The 21580-nt window shown below is 61.8% G+C and carries 7 protein-coding genes; 6 read left to right on the top strand and 1 reads right to left on the bottom strand.

From position 1 onward, the window contains the following. Positions 1-5: 5 nt before the first annotated feature. Both Q0887_RS08190 and Q0887_RS08185 read left to right on the top strand, forming a co-directional pair. Positions 6-6485: a hypothetical protein gene (locus tag Q0887_RS08190; protein ID WP_299193878.1), complete on the top strand. Its 6480-nt coding sequence runs from the start codon at positions 6-8 to the stop codon at positions 6483-6485. Then, positions 6482-9532 carry a CHAT domain-containing protein gene (locus tag Q0887_RS08185; protein ID WP_299193876.1) on the top strand — a complete coding sequence of 1017 codons (3051 nt, stop codon included), beginning with the start codon at positions 6482-6484 and terminating at the stop codon, positions 9530-9532. The genes Q0887_RS08190 and Q0887_RS08185 overlap by 4 nt, the downstream gene beginning before the upstream one ends. Positions 9533-9573: 41 nt before the next feature. On the opposite strand, the gene Q0887_RS08180 is transcribed toward Q0887_RS08185, so the two are convergent. Further along, on the bottom strand, positions 9574-11268 hold the full coding sequence (locus Q0887_RS08180; protein WP_299193874.1) for an FAD-binding protein: 1695 nt from the start codon (positions 11266-11268) through the stop codon (positions 9574-9576). 372 nt (positions 11269-11640) lie between these two features. Between Q0887_RS08180 and Q0887_RS08175 the strand changes: the two genes are divergently transcribed. From Q0887_RS08175 to Q0887_RS08160, 4 genes are all read left to right on the top strand, one after another. Beyond that, complete coding sequence (locus Q0887_RS08175) at positions 11641-13047, top strand: multiheme c-type cytochrome (protein WP_299193872.1); 1407 nt, start codon at positions 11641-11643, stop codon at positions 13045-13047. A gap of 2 nt (positions 13048-13049) precedes the next feature. Beyond that, positions 13050-14999 (top strand): heme-binding protein, encoded by a 1950-nt coding sequence (locus Q0887_RS08170; RefSeq protein ID WP_299193870.1) that lies wholly within the window; start codon positions 13050-13052, stop codon positions 14997-14999. Between the two features lie 3 nt (positions 15000-15002). Further along, positions 15003-16961: a hypothetical protein gene (locus tag Q0887_RS08165; protein WP_299193867.1), complete on the top strand. Its 1959-nt coding sequence runs from the start codon at positions 15003-15005 to the stop codon at positions 16959-16961. A gap of 68 nt (positions 16962-17029) precedes the next feature. Further along, positions 17030-21355, top strand: a complete 4326-nt coding sequence (locus Q0887_RS08160; RefSeq protein ID WP_299195292.1) for a hypothetical protein — start codon at positions 17030-17032, stop codon at positions 21353-21355. Positions 21356-21580 lie beyond the last annotated feature (225 nt).

Raw genomic sequence — 21580 nt, 5'->3', positions numbered from 1 at the left:
AAAATATGCAAAATAAAACCGTTGTGACGCTCAAACAACGCGCTGTTCTTGCACAAAGTTCTGCGCTGGCTCTGGCAACTGGCTTGCTGTTCTCGTCGGACGCCGCCTTTGCGCAATCCTTTGAAGCGACCGGGACGGTCGTCGAAGGCAGTGCGACGATCATAGAGGGCACGGGCACGACCGATGTGACGGTGGATTCGAACAGCGCAGTGATTGATTGGGATCCGTTCGATGACAGCGGTCTTGGCGATATCCTGTTCCAGCAAAACGGGACCACCGCGACCTTTACCAACGGCACAGGCGTTACTGATTTCGCGGTGCTCAACCGCATTCTCCCGGTTAATCCCAACAGCCGGATTGTCTTTGACGGCACGGTGATCTCGCGCATTCAGGATGGCATGGGCGGATCTGTCGCGGGCGGCACAGTGTTTTTCTACACGCCGGGCGGGATTGTGATCGGCTCGAATGCGACATTCGATGTCGGCAATCTGGGCCTGACCACTGCTGAGCCTGTGACCGATGGCTTTGGCAATTTCATGTTCGGCGATCAGGTGATCTTCCAGAATGCGGACCCCAACTCGCTGATCGAGATCCAGCAAGGCGCAGTGATCGATGCGCTGTCGGAAGGCAGCTATGTCGCGCTATTTGCCCCGCGCATCAGACAGGCCGGCGATGTCTATGTGAACGGGCAGGCGGTCTATGCAGCCGGTGAAGCCGGATCGATAACATTCAGCCCTGACGGGTTGTTCGATATCCAGATCGATGTCGGATCAGAGGCCGGCTTCGGCTCGATCGAGCATAGCGGCAGCACAGGCGGCCCCGCGAGCTCCGGCGTGGGCGACAACCACCGCATCTATATGGTGGCAATCCCCAAGAACACGTCGATGACAATGGCAATCCAAGGGGGCAGCCAGCTTGGATTCGACATCGCTGGTTCAGCCTCGATGGAGGGTGAGACGGTGGTGCTAGCGGCGGGCCACAATGTCTTTGCAGGCGAGATTGATCCGCTGCCCAATCCGGCTGCGATCGGCAATTCCTTCATCACGATCGACAACAATAGTGGACCCAATCCCGGCACTCCGATTGTGTTCACCTCGGACGTTGATGCCGCGGCCGAGACCGATCTGAACTTGTTTGTGTCCGAAGCGATGTTTTTTGAAGGCAATGCGTCGTTCCGTGCAGGCGGAATCAATGCCGCTGTCTTTGAATCAAACGGTAACATTGGCCTTCTGGATGTGGTCGGCAATCTTGATTTGATCGCCAATTCGCCGCGCCAAACTTTGGATGTCGGCAATTCGATCCTGATGATCAACTCTGGCGCTACAGTGCAAGTTGGCGGGGATCTTACCATCGCCTCGCGCGTCCGCAATGAAGGGCAGCCCGATCTGTTTGCGCAAAGCGGCGCTGCGCGTTTGCAGGTCTTTGACGCCGGTTCTTCGCTGTTTGTCGGCGGCAATCTGGTTGTCGACGCCACTGCAGATACCAGCCTTGCGACCGATGGAACGCATGCGCGAGCCGGAGACTCACGTGTCAGTGCCTCCACTGGCGGCACGATTGATGTCGGTGGCGTAACGCGGATCGTCAGCAATGCCATCGCAGGGATTGACGGGCGCGCGACCTCCAACTTGGTCCAGCTGCAGGTTTTTGACGGCGCTTTGTTCTCCACTGGCGAGCTCAACATGTCAGGCGATGCGTTTGGCGGGCAGGGCAGCAATGGCCCCGGCGAAATAGCCACCTCCGGGACAATATCGATCGATGCCTCGGGGGCCGGTTCGACCCTCACAGTGCTCGGGGCCAATACGATCGGTGATCCTGGCTTGGGTGAGCTCGAATTCATCTCCGCCGAGGCGCAGGGTGGTCTAGGCATCAATGGCAATGGCGGGAATGCCTTCGGCAACAGCATTTCGCTGCAGGTTACGAACGGAGCATCGATCAACCTGCCCGATGTAGTGGGCAATCCGTTGCTTATCCGAAATGTGGCTCAGGGCGGCCATACCTTCGAAGATGACGGCGTGGCTGGAAACGGCAACAACGGATTCACAAGTCTGAATATCGATGGCAGCACTTCGAACCTAGGTCGGATAGCATTCCTCTCTCGCGCGGTCGGCGGATCGGCCCTGGCAAGCGCGGAACGCACCAGAGGCGGTTCTGCCACGAATGCGGGCGGTTTCTTCCGGTTTGGAAACGCGGATGTGGATGTGGCATTTGACCGGCTGCTAATCGAAACCTTTGGCGGTGATGGCACGCATGATGACCTAGGTGAAGGCGGCAATGCTATCGGAGGCAATTTCGGCTTCCAGATCGACAATTCTACCGTCGATATCTTCTCCGATCTCGTTATTACGGGGTTTGCAGTCGGCGGGTATGGCCGCGTGGGCGAAAACGCAAACGTGACGACGAGCACTCTCGAAATCCTCGACAGCACGGTCAATGTCAGCGGCGATCTTGGTATCAATCTTACTGCCGAAGGCGGTGAAGGGACGACCAACCCAATCGCAACTTTTAGCGCATTGGGCGGCAATGCGAGCGCGCTATCGGGCGGTATTATCTTCAGGAATGCGACCGTAACCGCAACCGGTGAGATCGGCGTGACGCAGACCGCCCGCGGCGGCAATGTCGATAACGGAGCAGGCGGAAACGCGAGCACCAGTAACACCTTCATCGAGTTTGATGGAGCGAATAACATCACCACGCCCGTGCTGACTGTGACTGCAGTGGCCGAGGGTGGCTCTATTCTTCAGCCGGGAGTTGGCAATGGCGGCAATGCCGATGCAGGCGGGGCTCGCATCGATGCGCCCAATTTCGGCACTCTCGGCATGCTTTCGACGACGATCAACGGAAATGTGAGGGCCACTTCCACCGCAACCGGCGGCGATGCGGGCAGCGATGGCGGCAATGGCGGGGCGGCACATGGACAATTCGCACGGCTGCTGATCGATCAGCCAACGGATTTCACGATCACAGGCGATCTCACCCTTGATGTTGACGCAATCGGCGGAACCGCTCCCAACGGGACCGGGGGTATCGCACAGACCGATGTCGCCGAGATATTCTCGTTCCACGAATTTGCGAATATCCGGATCAATGGTGCCGCACAGCTGCGCGCGGCCGCTCGCGGAGGCGATGGTCGGAACGGCGGTGATGCGGTGACGCGCGCTGAATCGCGGATTTTCATCGAGGGCGCGACGCTGATCGTGGATGGGACCGCGTCGCTTACAGCTCAAGCCTTTGGCGGGCATGCGCTTGCCAACGCCATTCCCGGCGTTGGGGGTGAGGCGAGCGCCGCTCGGATCAATGTTTTTGCGCGCAACAATGATGGCGGGAACCCAACACTCATTTCGCTGGGCGGCCTTGATGTCGATGTTACTACAATCGGCGGGAATGGCGGCGACTCGGCTGGAGGCACCGATGGCGGTGCGGGCGGGACTGCGACTGGAGGTCAAATCGTAGTCGTCGGTCAGGCGATTAACGGTACACTCGATGTAGCGGGTGTGACCGACTTCTCGTTTACGACCACCGGAGGGAATGGCGGGGACGGTGTCAATGGCGGCGCTGGTGGTGACGCAACCGGCGGTTCGTTACAGTTTGGCACCGCAAGCGGCGGTCCTGTTCCGGGCGCGGTAGACGGTTCGGCGAGCTTCGACACCGTGGTCGGCACGATGGTCAATACAGGCGGCAATGGCGGCAATGCGACCACCGGAATTGGCGGCGATGGCGGGCTTGGCCGGGCCGGCAATTTCACCGCACTGGTTCGCGGTGCAGAGGTTTCTGCCAACTCGATGAGCTTTACCAGCCAGGGTGTCGGCGGAGATGGCGGGACCGGCAACACGCAAGGCAATGGCGGCGACGGTCAGGCTGGAACGATGCGGCTGGTTGTCAGTCAGGCGTTTCAGAATCCGGGCCGCGGGTTGATGAATCTCGGCAGCCTGCTGATGAACACCTCGTCCGCAGGCGGCGCAGGAGCGACACCGGGAGCCAGCCTGTATCCGGAATTAGCAACGATCAGCGTCACACAATCCGACGTCAATATCGGCTCGATCGACATCACGCTTCAAGGTGATGATGCACCTGATCCGGAAACGGGGGCTGCGTTGGTTCTGACAGACGCGACGCTGACGGTTGATACGTTCAATCTCCTCACGCCTGGCCTCGTCGATATTGCGCTGACCAGTTCGCTGTTGGACAGCCGGGTTTTCAACGTCACCGGGGGTGACTTCGTATTGCCCGATCCGGCTTCGCCTCCCATTGATCCGGGCACGATCAACGCCACGGAATCGATGACGTTGACAGCAACGGACAACGTTCTGGGCGCGAGCGCCTTGCTGACCTCCGATGGCCAGATCACTTTGAATTCAAGATCGGACATTGGACTGCTCGACGTCACCGCGACCGACATTACCGTTACCACGCAATTTGGCGCGCTTGAGATCGCGTTGCTCGACGCCTCAAACGGAACCCTGCTGATCGAAAGCGGGACTGGCATGAGGCTTGGCAATATCGCCGCCAACACGCTGATCGCACGAGGAAATAGCGGGTCTATCTCGTCGACCAGTCCGATCGTTGTCGGCCAGAGCGCGACATTCGAAGCGGCAACCGGTATCGCGCTGGACGAAGTGACTGCAGGGTCAATCTTTGTCTCTGCTGGGGAATCGGTTGAACTGCTTGGTGCAACGGCCGGATCATTGCAGATCATTGGCGGAACCGACATTTTCCTAGAAAGTGCGACCGTCGACACACTGAATGTGAGCACAACCGGCGGTTCTGTTACTTCCACCAACCCCCTCGTTGTCGCTCAGGATGCGACGATTCAGGCGAGCGGTGACATCATGCTCGGCGATGTCAGCGCGGCCACAATCAACGCCAATGCAGGCGGTCTGGTTCAAGTGCAGGGATTGTGGCAGGCGGGTCTTGTCGACATCACCTCCTTCGAAATCGACATTATCCAGCAAGGCGCAATCGACGCGGGCGCATCGGGACGCATCCGGCTGGCTTCGAACAATGAAGGCGGCGTAATGCTCGGCGATGATCCGACCGGCGATTTCACCGGCTATCTGGTCGACTTGGAAGTATTTGAACGTCTGCTGGCTGGCGAGGTCGCTATCTTCGAAACCTCCAATGAGAACGGGGTTCAGCTGATTGTCGGTGACGTGGATCTTTCGTCGAACACGCTTCTGAGCACGCTGACCCTGCAAACGATCAGCACGGGCGGAGAGATCATTGTTGACGGTCTGCTGACCGCAACATCAACCGGGTCTCCGGTCAATGTGAACTTCAACGCTGACCTGTTCGCGATCAATGCCGATACGGGCGCAATTGATCTGTTCGCCAATGGCGGGACGGTCAACATCACTGCGGGCACGATCTTTATCGGCTCAGGCTCGGTCTTTGACGGTCTGGCCGGAGATGAAACCGAAGAGGAACTCGCGGCTCTAATCAACACGCCCATTGCCAGCCCGCAGCCTGACGGCGTTCTGCGCGCTGGTGCGCTCGAGCTGGTGGTGACCGATCAACTGTTGATCCAGAACACCGGCACTGAAGAGCTTCCCGCTGGCTTCGTCTTGCCGAGTGCCGGTGCCATCACCATCGATGTCGGCGGTGGCAGGGGTGGCGGCGCGATGCCGCTGGTCATCATCAACGGCCAGTTCGACGACGGCGCGGGCAATGTCCTGACCGGCAATGATGCCGCGACGGCTCTGCTCGATCTTCTCGATGACGCGACTATCTTCAACGCGGGCAGCCAGATCAATGGTTGCGCGCTGGGCGGATGCGACGGTGCTCCTGCGGTTGACAACAATCAAGGCGAGATCACTTCGACAGTTTCGGCGGCGGTGAGCGGGGCTGGTTCGTCGAGCGGTTCGGGCAGCGGCTCAAGCGGCGGGTCCAGCGATGGCGCGACCGGCGGCGATAGCGGTTCGGGTGATGACGGCAGTTCTGGCGGCGATAGCGACAGCTCCGACGATGGCAGCAGCGCAGGCACTGGCACGGGCAGCACCGGAACCGGCAGCGGATCAAGCGGCGGCGGCGACGTGAATGTCGACAATGTCGATGATGGCGGCGGCGGTGACGGCGAGTTCTCGATCGACGATTCCGGCGATAGCGGTTCGGACAGCAGTTCCGACGGTGACAGCAATTCCGACGGCGATAGCGACTCCTCCTCTGACGACGGCGAATCCTCGTCCGACGACAGCGAAGAAGGCAGCGCCGACGAAGAGAGCGAAGACACCGAAGACACCGAGGAATCCGAAGACTCAGAGGAAACGGAAGAAGAATCGGAAGAGGAAGAAGAGGAAGCTGCCGAAGAAGAGGAAGAGGAAAGCGAAGCTGCAACACGCGGTCCGATCGCGCCTCCAGTCAGCATCATCAACACCAATGCACTCGACCGCCGCGGTGCGATCAACGATCCGATCAGTGGCTCGGGCAATCCCGCGCTGGTTGATCCGGATGTCGATGCACCGCCAGCTGGCGGCAATGGAGATCAGCCATGAAGACCCTGAACAAAATGGGGACCAAGGCGTTTGCACTGGTGCTGGCGCTCGGCGGGATTTCGGGCGCGATGATGGTCGCACCGGCATTGTCGCAAGACGATCCGCTGTCGATCCAGACCAATTTCCGCGTCGGCAATGCGGGCGTGCGCTGCACCGCGCAGAACGCTCCGACAGAGCCGCGGCTGGGCGGTATGTTCGACCGCGCATACCGGCTCACCTGCCGCGATGCGGCGGGCGCTGTGGGCACATTGCTGATCCTGCGCGATGGGGCGAATGTCTCAAGCCAGCCGAGCGGCGCGGGCAGCGGGGCCAGTTGCCGCAGTCCCGAGACTGCCGAAATCGAGATGGTCGGCGAAGTCACCAAGCTGACCTGCACCGACGCTGAGCATGGCATCGACTATCGCAGCTACTCGCTAGAAGAGGGCGGTCGCACCTATCTGGTCGAAGGGCTGGCGGGCTATGATCCGGTGCTGCGTCTGGCGCTCGCGTCGGTTTACAATGACCGTGCATTGCCCGGCACAATCGAAGTCGCCCAGACCGAAGTCAGCGACGCGGCGGCATTTGCCCGCGTGCAGGCCGGCTCTTTGAGCGAGTTCGACGCGCTTAACGAAGCCTATGTCCGCAACAATAGTGGCCGCTTTGCTGAATCGGGCCAGTTCTTCGAAAACCTCGCCGGACGCAGTCAGAGCAATTCGGCGGCGCGCGCGGAAGTGCTCGCCAATCAAGGGCTGCAGCAATCCAATCTGGGCAATTTCACCGCTGCCGAGCGCCTGTTCGCGCAAGCCGACGCCTCGCTCACCCGCAGCGACGGCGTGGCCCAGCGCCTGATCCGCAATTACCGCGCGATCAATTTCCTCAACCGCCGTTTTCCCGATGCCGCGCTCGCCGTGCTGGCTGAGGAAATGCGCGAGGTTGATCCCGAAACGCGCGATCTGACGATCCGCGACGGCTTTATCGACAATCCGCTTTCCGCCCAGATCAACCGCGAGAATATCGCGCTGCAACGCCTCGGCGGGGTCGAGCTTGGCCTGTCGCCGCTCGAACGGGCCGAGATGCTCGATGCGCAGGCGGATTTCCTGTCAGGCTCGATCGCGCGGCAGAATAACGACCTTGCAACCGCTGAAACAATGCTGCGCCGTGCCGACCGCCGGATCGCCGAAGTGCGCGATGGCCGGGTTGCGTCGGCGCGCTGGCTGCGTTCGGAAATTGCGATCGAGCGTGCGCTGGTCGCCGAAGGGCAGGGTCGCACTGAAACCGCGATCCGCGCCTATGATGTCGCCGCCACCGCGATTTCACGCGACTATCCGCAATCGCCGGTCCTGCTCGCCGCCTATGCGCGCAAGGCCGGTTTCCTGCTGAGAGCAGGCCGTGCCGATGAAGCGCGCATTCTGTTCGCCGATGTGGTCGACCGGGCTGCCAACACCACCGATAGCGGCGCAAGCCTTCGCAACCTGCTCGAACCCTATTTCGCGCTGCTTGCAGCAGAGGGATCTGCGGATGCGACGGCCGACTTCTTCAACGCGTCGCAAATGCTCCAACGCCCTGGCGTTGCGCAAACGCAGGCGATCCTTGCACGGCAAATGTCCGAAGGCGACGATGACGCGTCGGGCCTGTTCCGCTTGTCGCTCAATCGCAGCCGCGAGATCGCGCGGACACAAGCGCGCGCTGATCGTCTGGCAGCCTTGCCCAACCCGACGCCGCTTCAAGCCGATGGATTGATCGCCGCGCGCGAGACGCTGGACTATCTGCGCGGCGAACAGACCGCTCTGCTTTCGCGCCTGTCGGACTATCCGCGTTTCCGCGCGCTGACCCCGACCCGGCTTGAATTGTCGGAGCTTCAGGGCGCGCTGGGCGCCGAGGAAGCCTATTACAAGATGGTGCTGGTCGGCGAGGAGATCTACGCGCTGTGGGTGACAAGCGGCGATGCGCGTACCTTCAAGGTCGAAGGCGGGATTGACGAGCTCGACGATGCGGTCGCCTTTATCCGCGATTCCATCGTGGTTTACGAGGCTGGCCAGACCGTCACCTATCCGTTCGATGTCGAGCGCGCGCGCGATCTGTATCTGCGCCTGTTCGGCCCGGTCGAGGCGGAGATGGCCAATATGAAACATATCGTGTTCGAGCCCGATGGTCCGATGCTGCAATTGCCGCCGCAGGTGCTGATCGCCAGCCAAGATGGCGTCGATGCCTATCTGGAGCGGACCGAGGACGAAAACGAAGACCTCTATGATTACCGCGAGATCGACTGGCTCGGACGCAGCCGCGATGTGTCAATTGCGGTGAGCCCGCGCGGCTTCCTCGATATCCGCCGGATCGCGCCTTCGCGTGCGAACAAGGCCTATCTTGGCATCGGCTCCAACGCGCTGCCTACCGGTCGCACCCAATCAAATGATCCGTGCGACTGGTCGCTCGACACATGGCGGAACCCGATCGAGCCGGGCGAACTGTTCTTCGCAGCCGAAAGCTTTGGTCTGGACAAGAGCGAGGTCGCGGTGGGCGAAGCCTTCTCCGACACCGCTTTGCTGTCGAAGCAAGACCTGTCGGATTTCCGCGTGGTGCATTTCGCAACGCACGGTTTGGTCACCGCGCCCAATCCCAATTGCCCCGCGCGGCCTGCACTGGTCACATCTTTCGGCGATGACGGGTCGGATGGCCTCTTAACCTTCAAGGAGATTTTCGACCTTCAGCTTGATGCAGACGTGGTGATCCTGTCTGCCTGCGATACGGCGGGCATGGCGACCAGCGCAATCTCGCGCGAGGCGGGGATTGTCGGAGGCGGCAATTACGCGCTCGACGGTCTGGTCCGAGCCTTCGTGGGCGCAGGCGCGCGCGCTGTGGTGGCGAGCCATTGGCCGGTGCCCGACGATTTCAACGCGACACAGCGACTGGTCGAAGGGCTAATCTCGGGCGAGGACGGGCAGGGCCTGTCAGGCTCGCTCGGCGATGCGCAGCGCGGCCTGATGGATGATCCCGACACCTCGCACCCGTTCTATTGGGCGGCGTTCATCGTGCTGGGTGACGGCACCAAACCGATTGGCGGCAATTGATCCGCTAACCGGTTTGGCTCACGTCGCCTGATATCCTGCGATCACTCGGTGCCGGTCAGGCGCTTCTTCCAGTAACCGGTGAAGAAGACGCCGTGCGGATCGCGTGCTGCACGCAAAGCCATAAAGTCGTCAAAGCGCGGCAGGTTGGCGCGGTAATAGGCGGCCCAATCGTCAAAGGCGTAGCGGGGCACGAACTTGCCCCAGTGCAGGCGGAAGGGCACGTTGTTGTCGCGAAGAACCTGCCAGTACTGCTCCAGAAATCCTTCATCGCAATTGGGCACGCCCTTGTTGTCGCGGAACCAATAGACGTCGATGCGCACCGTGCCGTCCTTGTATTCATCGCTGCCATCGGTGTAGCCGGGATGCATCCAACCGCTTGACGGCGGACCGCCATAGACCTCGGTCGAGAAATATCCGGTCGCGTCATAGCCGCCCTGTTCGAACATTTCCTGGTAGAGGTTCATCACCTGCTGCGCGCGGCCGATCGGCACCCAGATCTCGGTAAATTCGGTCCCTAGCAAGCCATCGCTGACCGTGTTGTCCATACAGAGCGAACGCCAGTACCAATCGCTGAACTTCGTCTCTTCGCCCGGTTTGGTCATCGGGTTGAAGATCGGCAGCAGTTTGGGAAAGAGCATGCGCACAAGCCCGCTGACGAAACCCAGCACCGATCCCAGCGCGCCCAGCAGCAGCGCAACGATGCAGCCGAGCAGGAAGGTGAGGAAGCGCGCAATCTCTCCCTTGCCGCTGCGGCGAAGCACAGAGGCGAGGCATTCGAGATAGTGGCAGGCCTTTTGCCAGCACAGCCCGATTATGCGGAAGGGGTTGGTGTTGCCGAACAGGACGAACACGATCGATCCGGCGAACATCTCGGTCTGTCCGCCAAAGTTGGGCGGGAACTGTTCGTAAGGCTCCAGATTCTGGTCGCTCGCCGCCACAGGGACGGCCTTCCAAGTCTGGATGCGTTCAGCACCCTTTTGCGGCCACCATACGATGCGGGTGTAGGGCGTCTCGGCCAGATATTGCTGCAGGCTCGGCTGGCTCGCATCGCCGGGTCCGAAGAAGTCCATCGGAGCGTCAAGCCCGCTCATCGGCGTGGTGATCTCGGTCCCTTCGATATTGTACATCGGCACCAATTGGAGCCGGATTTTGGTCACAAGGCCCAGCAGGCCCATCGACGTGCCGATAGCGTCAAAGTGCTCATGCGACTGGTCGATCCATTCGGCATTGCCCATGCCGTCGACCACGCGAAAGGCGACGGCATTGTCCCACGCATACCGCGTCGATCCGCCCGCAGAGCCTGTCGCAGTAAATCCGGCAAGCGTCTGGTGGGTGATCCCGCCCAGCGTGTTCACCGCCCAGCCTTTCTCGTAAATCTGGTGCAGCAGGCTGTTTTCGAGCGTCGATACGCCAAACGGGTCTTCGGGGTCCCAGCCCAGATTGATGCCCGGCTCCGCCTCGATCACACCAGCGGCTTCGTCGATCCAATCAAGCGCGCGCATCTGGTCAAAGGCGAGATTGATCCCGCCCGGCGGCGGTGACTGCTGCAATGTGCGATTGGGGGGCGTGCCATTGGCGGGGTCGGTATAGATGCTCCACGCCACCGAATGCGTCGCGCCGCGCCCGCGTATTTCAAGGTTGTGGGCGCGGGCGTAATTCACCAGCGCGATGACTTCGGCTTCGCTCGCGGGATGAAAGAAGCCGTCGGACCCCATCGCAATCGGCGGTATGCTCATAGTAATCTGTCCCCCTGTTTTTCGTTCCGGCATCATTACAACCTCTATCGCGGCGCGAAAGGACTGATCCGTCACATTGCATCATGCGGGCCGATAATTGCGGTTTCTTGGTGTTTTGCGGGAATTTCATCGCATTGGAGGTTGCAAGACGGGCGCAAGATTGGGACAAAGGCGAAAGCGGGAACGCGTGCAATCTAAAGAGTCGGGAGCGAAACGCTTCGACTTGACGGGCCTATACAAGCCTGCCTCGGGCAAAGTCGCTAATTCACCTTGCGACGTGCCAGACGCAGCATCGGGCTGACGCAATCCAATCGAGGGCTTGCGCAGACCTGAGAAAAAGGCAAAGTTAGGGCATCTCGTGGGGGGCAAGAGATGACAGTATCAAGGCCGATTTGGGGATTTTTCCATTCCCTGCGCCATTCCATTCGCCGGTGGAATGCGGGCTTTGTCCGTGTGCTCGCCGTGCTCGGGCTTATTTCGATCTATCCAGTAGCAACCGCATACGGCAACGGCTCTTTCGAGGGCGTTGCGAGCTGTGCAGGATCGACCTGTCATGGCCGCGCCGAAGGCAATGGCGCTGTCGTGCGTCAGGACGAGATCGCGACCTGGCAGGAACCGTCTTCGCCCAGCGGCGCGCACAGCCGCGCCTATGCCGTGCTCGCCAGCCGGCGGGGTCAGCAGATCGCTTCAACTCTCGGCCTGGGATCAGCGACTCAGGCGAGCGAATGCCTCGGCTGCCACGCCACCTATGTTCCCGAAGCGCCAAAGGGGCCGCGTTTCCAACTGAGCGACGGGGTGGGCTGCGAAAGCTGCCATGGCCCCGCAGGCGATGCGTGGCTGTCCAGCCATTATGCGCGCCCCGCCTCGCATGCTTCCAACGTTTCCGATGGCCTGACCCCGCTGGAAAACCCGCAGGTTCGCGCCAATGTCTGCCTCGATTGTCACTTCGGCTCGGAGAAGACGGGGCAGTTTGTAACCCACTCGATGATGGCGGCAGGCCACCCGCGCGTCTCGTTTGAGCTGGACCTGTTCAGCGCGCTGCAGCAGCACCATCAGGTCGATGACGATTACACTTCGCGCAAGCGCCGGCCCAATGCCGTGCGGTTCTGGGCGGTGGGTCAGGCCGAGGCGGTGCGCCGCTCGACCAGCCTGTTCGCGCAGCCGCGCTTCGGCATGGAGGGCGCGTTTCCGCAATTCTACTTCCTCGATTGCCACAGCTGCCACCGCGAGATTCAGGACAGCGACCGCCGCCGCCTGACTTTCGAGGAAAATCCGGGCCGGCCTATTCCTTTCGGTAATCCGCCATTCAATGACGAGAACATCATCATGCTGTCGGCCGTCGCAGGCGCATTGGTGCCGGGGCAGGCGGAGGCGTTTCAGAGTGCCAGCCGCGACTTCCACCGCGCTATGGGCGGCGGGGGCGGCAATCCGCGTGAAGCTGCGCGGGAACTGTCACAGCGCGCGCGCCAGCTCTCCAACGCGTTGAGCCAGCGCGCCTATATCGATGCTGACGCCTTCCGCGTGATCGAGATTATCGGCGGCAATGCCACGCGCCCGCGCTTCACCGATTATTCGGGTTCGGTGCAGGCGGTGATGGCGATTGATACGCTGCTCAACGGGCTTGTGTCTGATGGCCGTGTGACCGCTGGTGCGGCTGCAGGCATACGCGCTGACATCAACCGCGCCTATGCAGCGGTTGAAGGCCCCAATGGCTACAATCCAGCCGATTTCCGCACTGCGCTCGCTTCGGCGACCACTGCCATTCGCAGGTTGCAGTAGCAGTGGCCGGGGGGTGGAAAGTCCTTGCCGGAGCGCCCTTGCTGGTGCTCGCAGCGTGCGGCGGCGGCGATTCTGCGCCTGCTGGTGGAGGAACGGGCGGAACACCGCCGCCTTCGCCGCCTCCACCGCCGCCTCCAACCGGGCAGGTCTATTCGGTTCCTGCGCAAGAAAGCCTGAGCACCGCTGACGTTCAGACCGTGATCGCGCGCGCAGCGGCTCAGGCCACGGCGCAAGGCGATCCGGCGGTGATCTCGGTCGTCGACCGCGTTGGCAATGTGCTGGCCGTGTTCCGCATGCCGGGCGCACCAGCGACGGTCGCCATTCCCGGAGCGCCCAACGGGCAGAGCATCGACGTGCAGGGGCTCGATGTTCCCGCCGAAGCCGCCGCCATCGCCAAGGCTATCACCGGCGCTTACCTGTCGAGCGGCGGCAACGCCTTCTCGACCCGCGTCGCCTCGCAGATTGTGCAAGAGCATTTCCCGCCTGCTCCCACGACCGTCGGCCTTGAAAGCGGCCCGCTCTTCGGGGTGCAGTTCAGCCAATTGCCGTGCTCGGACCTCTCCTCGCGTTTCACCGACGGGATGATCGGCCCGCAGCGCTCGCCGCTGGGACTGTCCGCCGATGCGGGCGGCTTCCCGCTTTACAAGAACGGTGTGGTCGTCGGCGGCGTCGGGATTGCGGCTGACGGCGAATACGGCCTCGATCCCAATATCCTCGACGTGGATGTCGATGTCGACGAATCCATCGCGCTCGCCGGAACGGTCGGGTTCGAAGCACCAGTGGAAATTCGCGCGGACCGGATTTCGGCAGACGGCACCTCGCTGCGCTACACCGATGCGACCTATAATGCGTTGAGCGACGTTTCGGGTGCCAGCTTTGCGGGCACAGCGGGTGCTCTGGTCGCGGTGACCGGTTACACCAACGGCACAATCCGCGCGGGCACCGCTTACGGCTCAGAGACCTCGGGCATTCGCCCCTCGACCGCAGCCGAATTTGCGATCCGCGATGCCTTTGTCTTGAGCGACGGTGCGGGCACCAACCGCTTCCCAGTTCGCGCGGGCACCGATGGCGCTGATATCACCGCGCCGATTACGCAGGCCGAGGCGACCGCGATCCTCGAAGAAGCCTTCACGGTGATGAGCCGCGCGCGCGCCCAGATCCGCCGCCCGCTCGACAGCCGCGCGCAGGTCACGATCAGCCTCGTCGATACGCGCGGGCGTATTCTGGGCATTGTTCGCTCTCCCGATGCACCGATTTTCGGCACCGATGTGAGCTTGCAGAAAGCGCGCACCGCGAACTTTTTCTCTGGCGCTTTTGCCGCAGGCGAGTTGCTCGCCGCAGAGCGCGAAGTGCCCGAATATGTCCAGCGCGTGCGCGATTTCCTCGGCGATCAGAACGCGCTGACCGGCAGCCATGCCTTTGCTGACCGTTCAGGCGGCAACCTGTCGCGGCCTTTCTTCCCCGATGGTGAAGTCGGCACACCCAACGGGCCATTGTCGCGCCCGATCGAGCAGTTCAACCCGTTCTCGACCGGCCTCCAATCCGCGCTCATCATCCAGAATCTGGAGGAGCATCTCGGCTTTGTGCTGGGCCTCAGCGCCAATGACACCAATCGCGGTTGCTCCAAACTGCCCGATATTGCGGGGCAGGGCACGCGGCTGGATAACGGCATCCAGATCTTCCCCGGCTCGGTCCCCGTCTATCGCGGCAACGAGCTGGTTGGCGGGATTGGCGTTTCGGGCGACGGGATCGATCAGGATGACATGATCAGCTTCCTTGGCCTGCACAATGCCGGCGTGCGCACCAGCACGATCGGCAATGCGCCCAATGAAATCCGCGCTGACCGGATCATTGTGACGATAGCGGGGCGGCAGACGCGGCTGCGCTATATCAACTGCCCCTTCGCGCCGTTCCTCGATGATCCCACGCAGAATGTTTGCGAGGGGCTGTAGGCGATGGCGAGCAGCAGCCTCATCCCTCTGATTGTGGCCTTGGCCAATCCCGGGGCAACACCGGCGGCGGCCCCGCCTGACTATCCGGCGGCGCAGCCGGCGCCTGAGGCGACCCCTGAACAGCTCGCCAACTGCCTCGACGGCAATGGCAATTATGATCGCAGCATCGAAGGTTGCGGGCTCAATCAGGAACAGAACACCGATCCGCAGCCGCTCGAAACCGACATAATCGACGGGCGCGAGCGGCCCGGTTTCAACTCCGACCTGCCCGAGGAGATCAGGCAGGAAAATGACGGCGCTTTGCGTGCGCCGCCGCCGCAGGCCTTCTCGCCCGATCAGGTGCCGATCCCCGATCGCTGGCGGCTGATCGACGCGGTGACCGATATCGAAGGCAATCCGGTGATCCGTGAGAGCCTGCTCGATCCGTATAATCAGAACACTTACAAGGGCGACCGTCCGATCAATCCGGACAAGGTTCCGTGGCTGCCGATCACCGGTAATGACTGGTTCTTCGTCGCCAATCTGATCAGCGATTCGGTTTACGAGCCGCGCACTTTCCCGATTCCGGTCGGCGTCCAGACCACCGAGGACCCCGACCGGCTCGACGTGTTTGGCGATGATTTCTCGACCGTGCTGTCGCAGACCTTCATCGCCGGTTTCGCGCTGCTGAAAGGCTCCACGGCCTACAAACCGCCCAGCATCGAATACCGGCTGACGCTGGCCTACAACGTCAATTATGTCGATGTGCCCGAGCGGCGCGTGCTGTTTGTTGAGCCATCGCGCGGGAGCGACCGTCTCGATCACTTCCTCGGCGTGCAGGAAGCCTTTGTCGATTACCACTTCACCCAGTTCGACAATGACAGGTTCGACTTCATCTCGGTTCGCGCAGGGATTCAGCCGTTTCAGGCCGATTTCCGCGGGTTCCTGTTTAACGATCAGCAATTAGGTGTCCGGCTGTTCGGCAATCGCGACAATAACCGCTTCCAGTTCAACCTCGCGGCGTTTTGGCGGCTGGAGAAGGACACCAATAGCGGCCTCAATTCGGTGGTGCAGGAACCGCGCGATGATGTGGTCTTTATCGCCAATGTCTATCGTCAGGATTTCCTGATCCCGGCGCTGACCAGCCAGTTCACCTTTGCCTATAATCGCAACCGCGAAGGCAATGATATCGAGATTGACGATAACGGTTTTCCGGTGCGTCCGGCGCTATTGGGCGATCTGCGCGGGCGCGATTATGACGTGTTCTATCTCGGCTACAACGTCGATGGGCGCATTGGCCGGATCAACATCACCGGCAGCGCCTATTGGGCGCTGGGTGAGGACCGCAACAACTTCTTCACCGGCGAACCGGCTGATATCAGTGCGCAATTTGGCGCTGTCGAGCTGTCCTATGACCGCGACTGGATGCGCTTCCGCCTCTCGGGCCTGTATCAAAGCGGCGACGGCGATCCCTATGACAACAAAGAGACCGGTTACGACGCGATCTTCGAGAACCCGGTCTTTGCAGGAGCGGACACGTCTTACTGGATCCGTCAGACGATCCCCTTTGCCGGCGGCGGCCGCGCGGTTTCGGTGAATGGCCGCAATGGCATTTTGAACAACCTGCGCTCGTCCAAGGAGCAGGGTCAGTCGAACTTCAACAATCCCGGTCTGTGGTTGGTGGGTGTTGGTGCCGATTTTGACCTGACGCCCGAAGTCCGGTTGAGCGCGAATGCCAATCACCTCTGGTTCGAAGACACGACCACGCTAGAGAATCTGCGGATCGAAGGGTCGATCCCCGACGAGATCGGCTATGATTTGTCGGCGAGCGCGATCTGGCGGCCCAAGGCCAACCAGAACATTGTTTTTCGCCTGTCGGGCGCGGCGCTGATGTCGGGTGACGGGTTTCAGGACCTGTTCGACAATCGCGGTACGGGCGACACGTTCTATTCCGTCCTCGCCAATGTGACGCTGTCCTACTGATGCCAGGGAAGATCATCTCGATGCTCTCACGCACTTCCATCCCGCAGGCATTGCTCGCGATTTCGGCCATGGCGCTTGGCCTGTCGGCGTTCCAGTCGGAGACGCAGGCGGCTGACAAGGAAGCGCCGACCTACCGCGATTACTCACTGGTGATTGCGCCTCCCGCACCCGCGCGCCAGTCTCAGGCCGCTGCGGACGCCAAGAGCGAAGGCTGTCTCACCTGCCACGCGGCGAGCGATGCGCCGACCATGCACGAAACGCCCGCCGTGGTGCTGGGCTGTGTCGATTGCCACGGCGGCAATGCGAGCGTTGCGGGCAATCCGCAGCTGCCATTTGACCACCCCGATTATGTCGCCGCGCGCGATGGTGCACACGTCCTGCCGAAATATCCGGACAGCTGGCACTTCCCGTCCTCGGCGAACCCGCAGCGCTCCTATGCTTTGCTCAATCAGGAATCGCCCGAATTCATCAAATTCGTGAACCCTTCGGACTACCGCGTTGCGCGCGAGGCCTGCGGATCGTGCCACATCCAGTCGATCGAAGCCGCCGAGCGCTCGATCATGGCGACCGGCGCGATGCTGTGGGGCGGGGCGACCTATAATAACGGCATTTTGCCCTTCAAGAATTACATGCTGGGCGAGGCTTATACCCGCAGCGGCGATCCTGCGACGGTGGCCGGGATCGGCACGGTTCTGTCGACCCCGGGCGACGGTGAAGATGGCGGTCTGTCGCCGGAGCAAGAGGCGCGCGGTGTGCTTGCGCAGCTCTATCCGCTGCCGACTTGGCATGTGATCCCGCCCGCTGACGTGTTCCGCGTGTTCGAGCGCGGCGGGCGCACGATCCTTTCGCAATTCCCCGAAATCGGCCTTCCCAACCCGACCGGCCTGATCCAGCGGCTCGAAGAACCGGGGCGTCCGGACCTCAAACAGTCGAACCGCGGTCCGGGCACGGGCCTGCGCGTCGCAATCCCGGCGCTCAACATTCACAAGACCCGCCTCAACGACCCGTTCACATGGTTCATGGGCACCAATGATCAGCCGGGCGATTATCGCCATTCGGGCTGCGCAAGCTGCCACGTTGTCTATGCCAATGACCGCGAGCCGCGCCACAGCCTGATCTATTCCGAGAATGGCCGCGACGGGCAGACGGTGACGGCGGACCCTTGCATCAACCCGCAAGTGAACGCCGATCCGAACGCGCCGCAATGCTTCAGCCGCGAGTCGGTCGCAAGCGGCGGACGCATCCCGGGTGAGGCCTATGACGATCACGGTTATGGCGGTTCGGACGGACCGACAAGCGGTCTGGCGCATGGCAGCTTCCCTCAGCCTTCGGGAGGCGGCCACGGCGCATTGCTCGGCCCTGACAGCGACTACAGCGAAGACGGCTCGGCACCGGAGCGCGAAGTCGGCCACCCGCTGCGTCACGTCTTCACCCGCTCGATCCCGACCTCGCAGTGCATGTCGTGCCACATGCACCAGCCCAACATCTTCCTGAACTCCTATCTCGGCTACACGATGTGGGATTACGAGAGCGATGCGCCGTTCATGTGGTCGGGTCCGGAAAACACCACGCCGCGCCCCGAGGGGATGAGCGACGAGGATTATGCCGAGTTCTACCAGACCCAGCGCTTCCCCACCGCAGAGGAAGTGCGCGCGATCCTCGACCGCAATCCTGAAGGCGCGGCGGCGCGCGGAATGTGGGCCGATCTCGACTTCCTGCGCAACGTCTATGAGTTGAACCCCAATCTCGAGCACACCCAGTTCGCCGATTATCACGGCCATGGCTGGAACTTCCGCGCGATCTTCAAACGCGACCGCGACGGCAATATGCTCGATGCAGAGGGCGATATCCTGCGCCCCGGCAATGCCGACACCGACACGCCCGAAGAGTTTGCCTTCCACGAGGAACGCTGGCGCCAGCGCTGGCGCCGCGATGGCGAGGGGCAATTTGTCGAACCCGGCACCAATCCGGGCGAAGCGGTCCATATGATGTCGATCCACGCCGAGGTTGGCATGCAATGCGTCGATTGCCATTTCGAGCAGGACACGCATGGCAATGGCCTCATCTACGGCGAAGTCGCCAATGCGATCGAAATCGGCTGCAAGGACTGCCACGGCACCGCCGACGCCTATCCGACATTGCGCACCAGCGGCCCCGCCGCTCCGCCCGAAGGCCACAACCTTGCGCTGCTGCGTAACCCTGATGGCCGTCGCCGCTTTGAGTGGATGGAGAACGAAGAAGGCCGCCGTGTCCTGATCCAGCGCAGCCTCGTCGATCCCGACCTTGAGTGGGAAATGAGCCTTGTGCGCGACAGCGTTGACCCGACCACGCCGGTCTTCAACGCCCGCGCCGCGCGCTCGAAACTCATGAGCCGCTATGGTGCAGAGACGGGCCGGTTCGAATTTGGCGAAGGCGTCGAGGAGGGCGACCGCGCGCACCAGGATGACGAGATGGCGTGCTTCACCTGCCACTTGTCATGGACGACAAGCTGCGGCGGGTGCCACCTGCCGATCGAGGCCAACTGGAAGACCAAATCGCACCGCTATGAAGGCGGATCGACCCGCAACTTTGCCAGCTACAACCCGCAGGTTGCGCGCGACCAGATGTTCCAGCTTGGCGTCCACCAGACCACCAAGGGCAACCAGACCGCTCCGGTCCGTTCGTCTTCGGCGCTGGTGCTCAGCTCGACCAATATCAACCGTGAGCGCATCTATGTGCAGCAGCCGCCGATCTCCGCGATTGGCTTCTCAAGCCAAGCCTTCGCGCCGCACTTCCCGCACACGGTTCGCCTGAATGAGACCAAGACCTGCTCCGACTGTCACCTCTCCGAAGCAGAGGACAACAATGCGGTGATGGCGCAGCTGCTGCTGCTCGGCACGAACTATGTGAACTTCGTCGGGATGCATGCATTCACCGGCCTCGAAGGCGGGCTGACCGCGATCCGCGTCACCGAATATGACGAGCCGCAAGCCGTTATCGGTTCCTACCTGCATCGCTATTCCTATCCCGATTACTGGAACATGCATGTCGAAGATAACGGCATGGAGCTGAAGAACTGGGTGCGCGGCGAAGCCTTTGACGAGGATTTCTCGGGCGAGACCAAGCCGTTCGAAGAATTCGTCAACGTCCATGAAGGCACGCCCGACCGTGTCGGCTGCCTGCAATTGCGCGGCGAATATCTGTTCGTGGCCGAGGGTAGCGGAGGCTTCCGCGCCTATGACGTCGCCTCGATTGCCAATAAAGGCATCTCGGAGCGGATCATCACCGCGCCGTTCTCGCCGCTGGGGCATGACACCCATATCGACACCGAAAACGCGACCTGTATGGCGCTGCCGACCAACCAGCCGATTGCGCCGGAACGCAACACCGCCCGCATGCGCGAGGTCAATCAGGAGCAAGCCTTCCTGCCGATCTACAACTACGCCGTAGTCACCGATGCGGTCGAAGGTCTGATCCTGGTCGATGTAAACACGCTGGCTGACGGCGAGTTCCGCAACAACTTCTTCGAGCGGCTGGAGTTCACCAGCGGCGGCGATGCGTGGAACCCCGACGGGGTGCTGAACGGCGCGAACCACATCCATCTGGCGGGTGAGATCGCCTATGTGACCACGCCGAATAGCCTTGTGGTGGTCGATCTGTCCGATCCGTCCACCCCGCAACTTGCCGCCGTGCGCCCGCTCAATGATGGCCGCGCAAGTGCGATCCAGTTCCGCTATCTGTGGGTCAGCGATGCCGACGGGGTGAAGCTGTTCGACGTCACGAACCTGCGCGACCCGCAAGCGGTGCCAGAGGCGACCTATCCGCTGGATGATGCGCGCCGCATCTATGTCGCGCGCACCTATGCCTATGTCGCGGCCAAGGGTCAGGGTCTGGTGATCCTCGACGTTGAGAACCCGCGCAGCCCGCAGCTGCATCAGGCGGTGACTTTGGGCGGAACGCTCAACGATGCCGAGGACGTGATCGTCGCATCGACCAATGCCTCGCTGTTTGCCTATGTCGCCGACGGGGTGAACGGGATGAAGGTGCTGCAACTCACCTCGCCGGACAGCCAGCCCAACTTCTACGGCTTTAGTCCCGCGCCGGTGCCCGAACTGATCGCTTGGGCCGACACGCCGACGCCTGCGATTGCGCTGTCCAAAGGCCTCGACCGCGACCGTGCGGTGGATGAGACCGGCGGGCAGATGGCGGTGTTCGGCAGGCTCGGCTCGCGGCCCTTCCGCCGTGACGAGATGGAGCGGCTGTTCATGACCCGCGCGGGCGTGCCGTGGCGCGTCACCGACGAGGTCGATATGGACCGCTGGGTGGGCCGAGGCGTCGGACCGTTGAGGCGCAATGCCGACCTCGACGCAGAGCCTGAGGGTGCGGATGCAGGCGAAGCGCTGGGCGGCGACTGAGCGCTTTCCTGCACTTTCTCAACTTTCCTACAGGTGCCTGCGCGCGTTAGAATGCGCGCGGCTCTTTCAAATTGTGGTGATGGCGGTGAGGTTGTGCGGCGCGCCGCGTTGAGTCTGCGGGCCCTTTCAGCAGCCCTGTCAGCACAGATGCGGCGGCATTTTCGCTAAGGTTACACTTCGGACCGTGGGTGGCGCCGAAAAGCCGCGTTGTTTCAAAGCTTTGGC

Source organism: uncultured Erythrobacter sp. (assembly GCF_947492365.1).
Taxonomy (GTDB): Bacteria; Pseudomonadota; Alphaproteobacteria; order Sphingomonadales; family Sphingomonadaceae; genus Erythrobacter.
Note: the sequence above shows the minus strand (reverse complement) of the source record. Positions and strands in the feature narration are given on the sequence as shown.

Excerpts from the sequence above, each read along its gene's own strand:
- Q0887_RS08165 (WP_299193867.1), top strand. The coding sequence starts at position 15,003 with ATGGCGAGCAGCAGCCTCATCCCTCTGATTGTGGCCTTGGCCAATCCC.
- Q0887_RS08180 (WP_299193874.1), bottom strand. The coding sequence starts at position 11,268 with ATGAGCATACCGCCGATTGCGATGGGGTCCGACGGCTTCTTTCATCCC.
- Q0887_RS08160 (WP_299195292.1), top strand. The coding sequence starts at position 17,030 with ATGGCGCTTGGCCTGTCGGCGTTCCAGTCGGAGACGCAGGCGGCTGAC.
- Q0887_RS08175 (WP_299193872.1), top strand. The coding sequence starts at position 11,641 with ATGACAGTATCAAGGCCGATTTGGGGATTTTTCCATTCCCTGCGCCAT.
- Q0887_RS08185 (WP_299193876.1), top strand. The coding sequence starts at position 6,482 with ATGAAGACCCTGAACAAAATGGGGACCAAGGCGTTTGCACTGGTGCTG.
- Q0887_RS08190 (WP_299193878.1), top strand. The coding sequence starts at position 6 with ATGCAAAATAAAACCGTTGTGACGCTCAAACAACGCGCTGTTCTTGCA.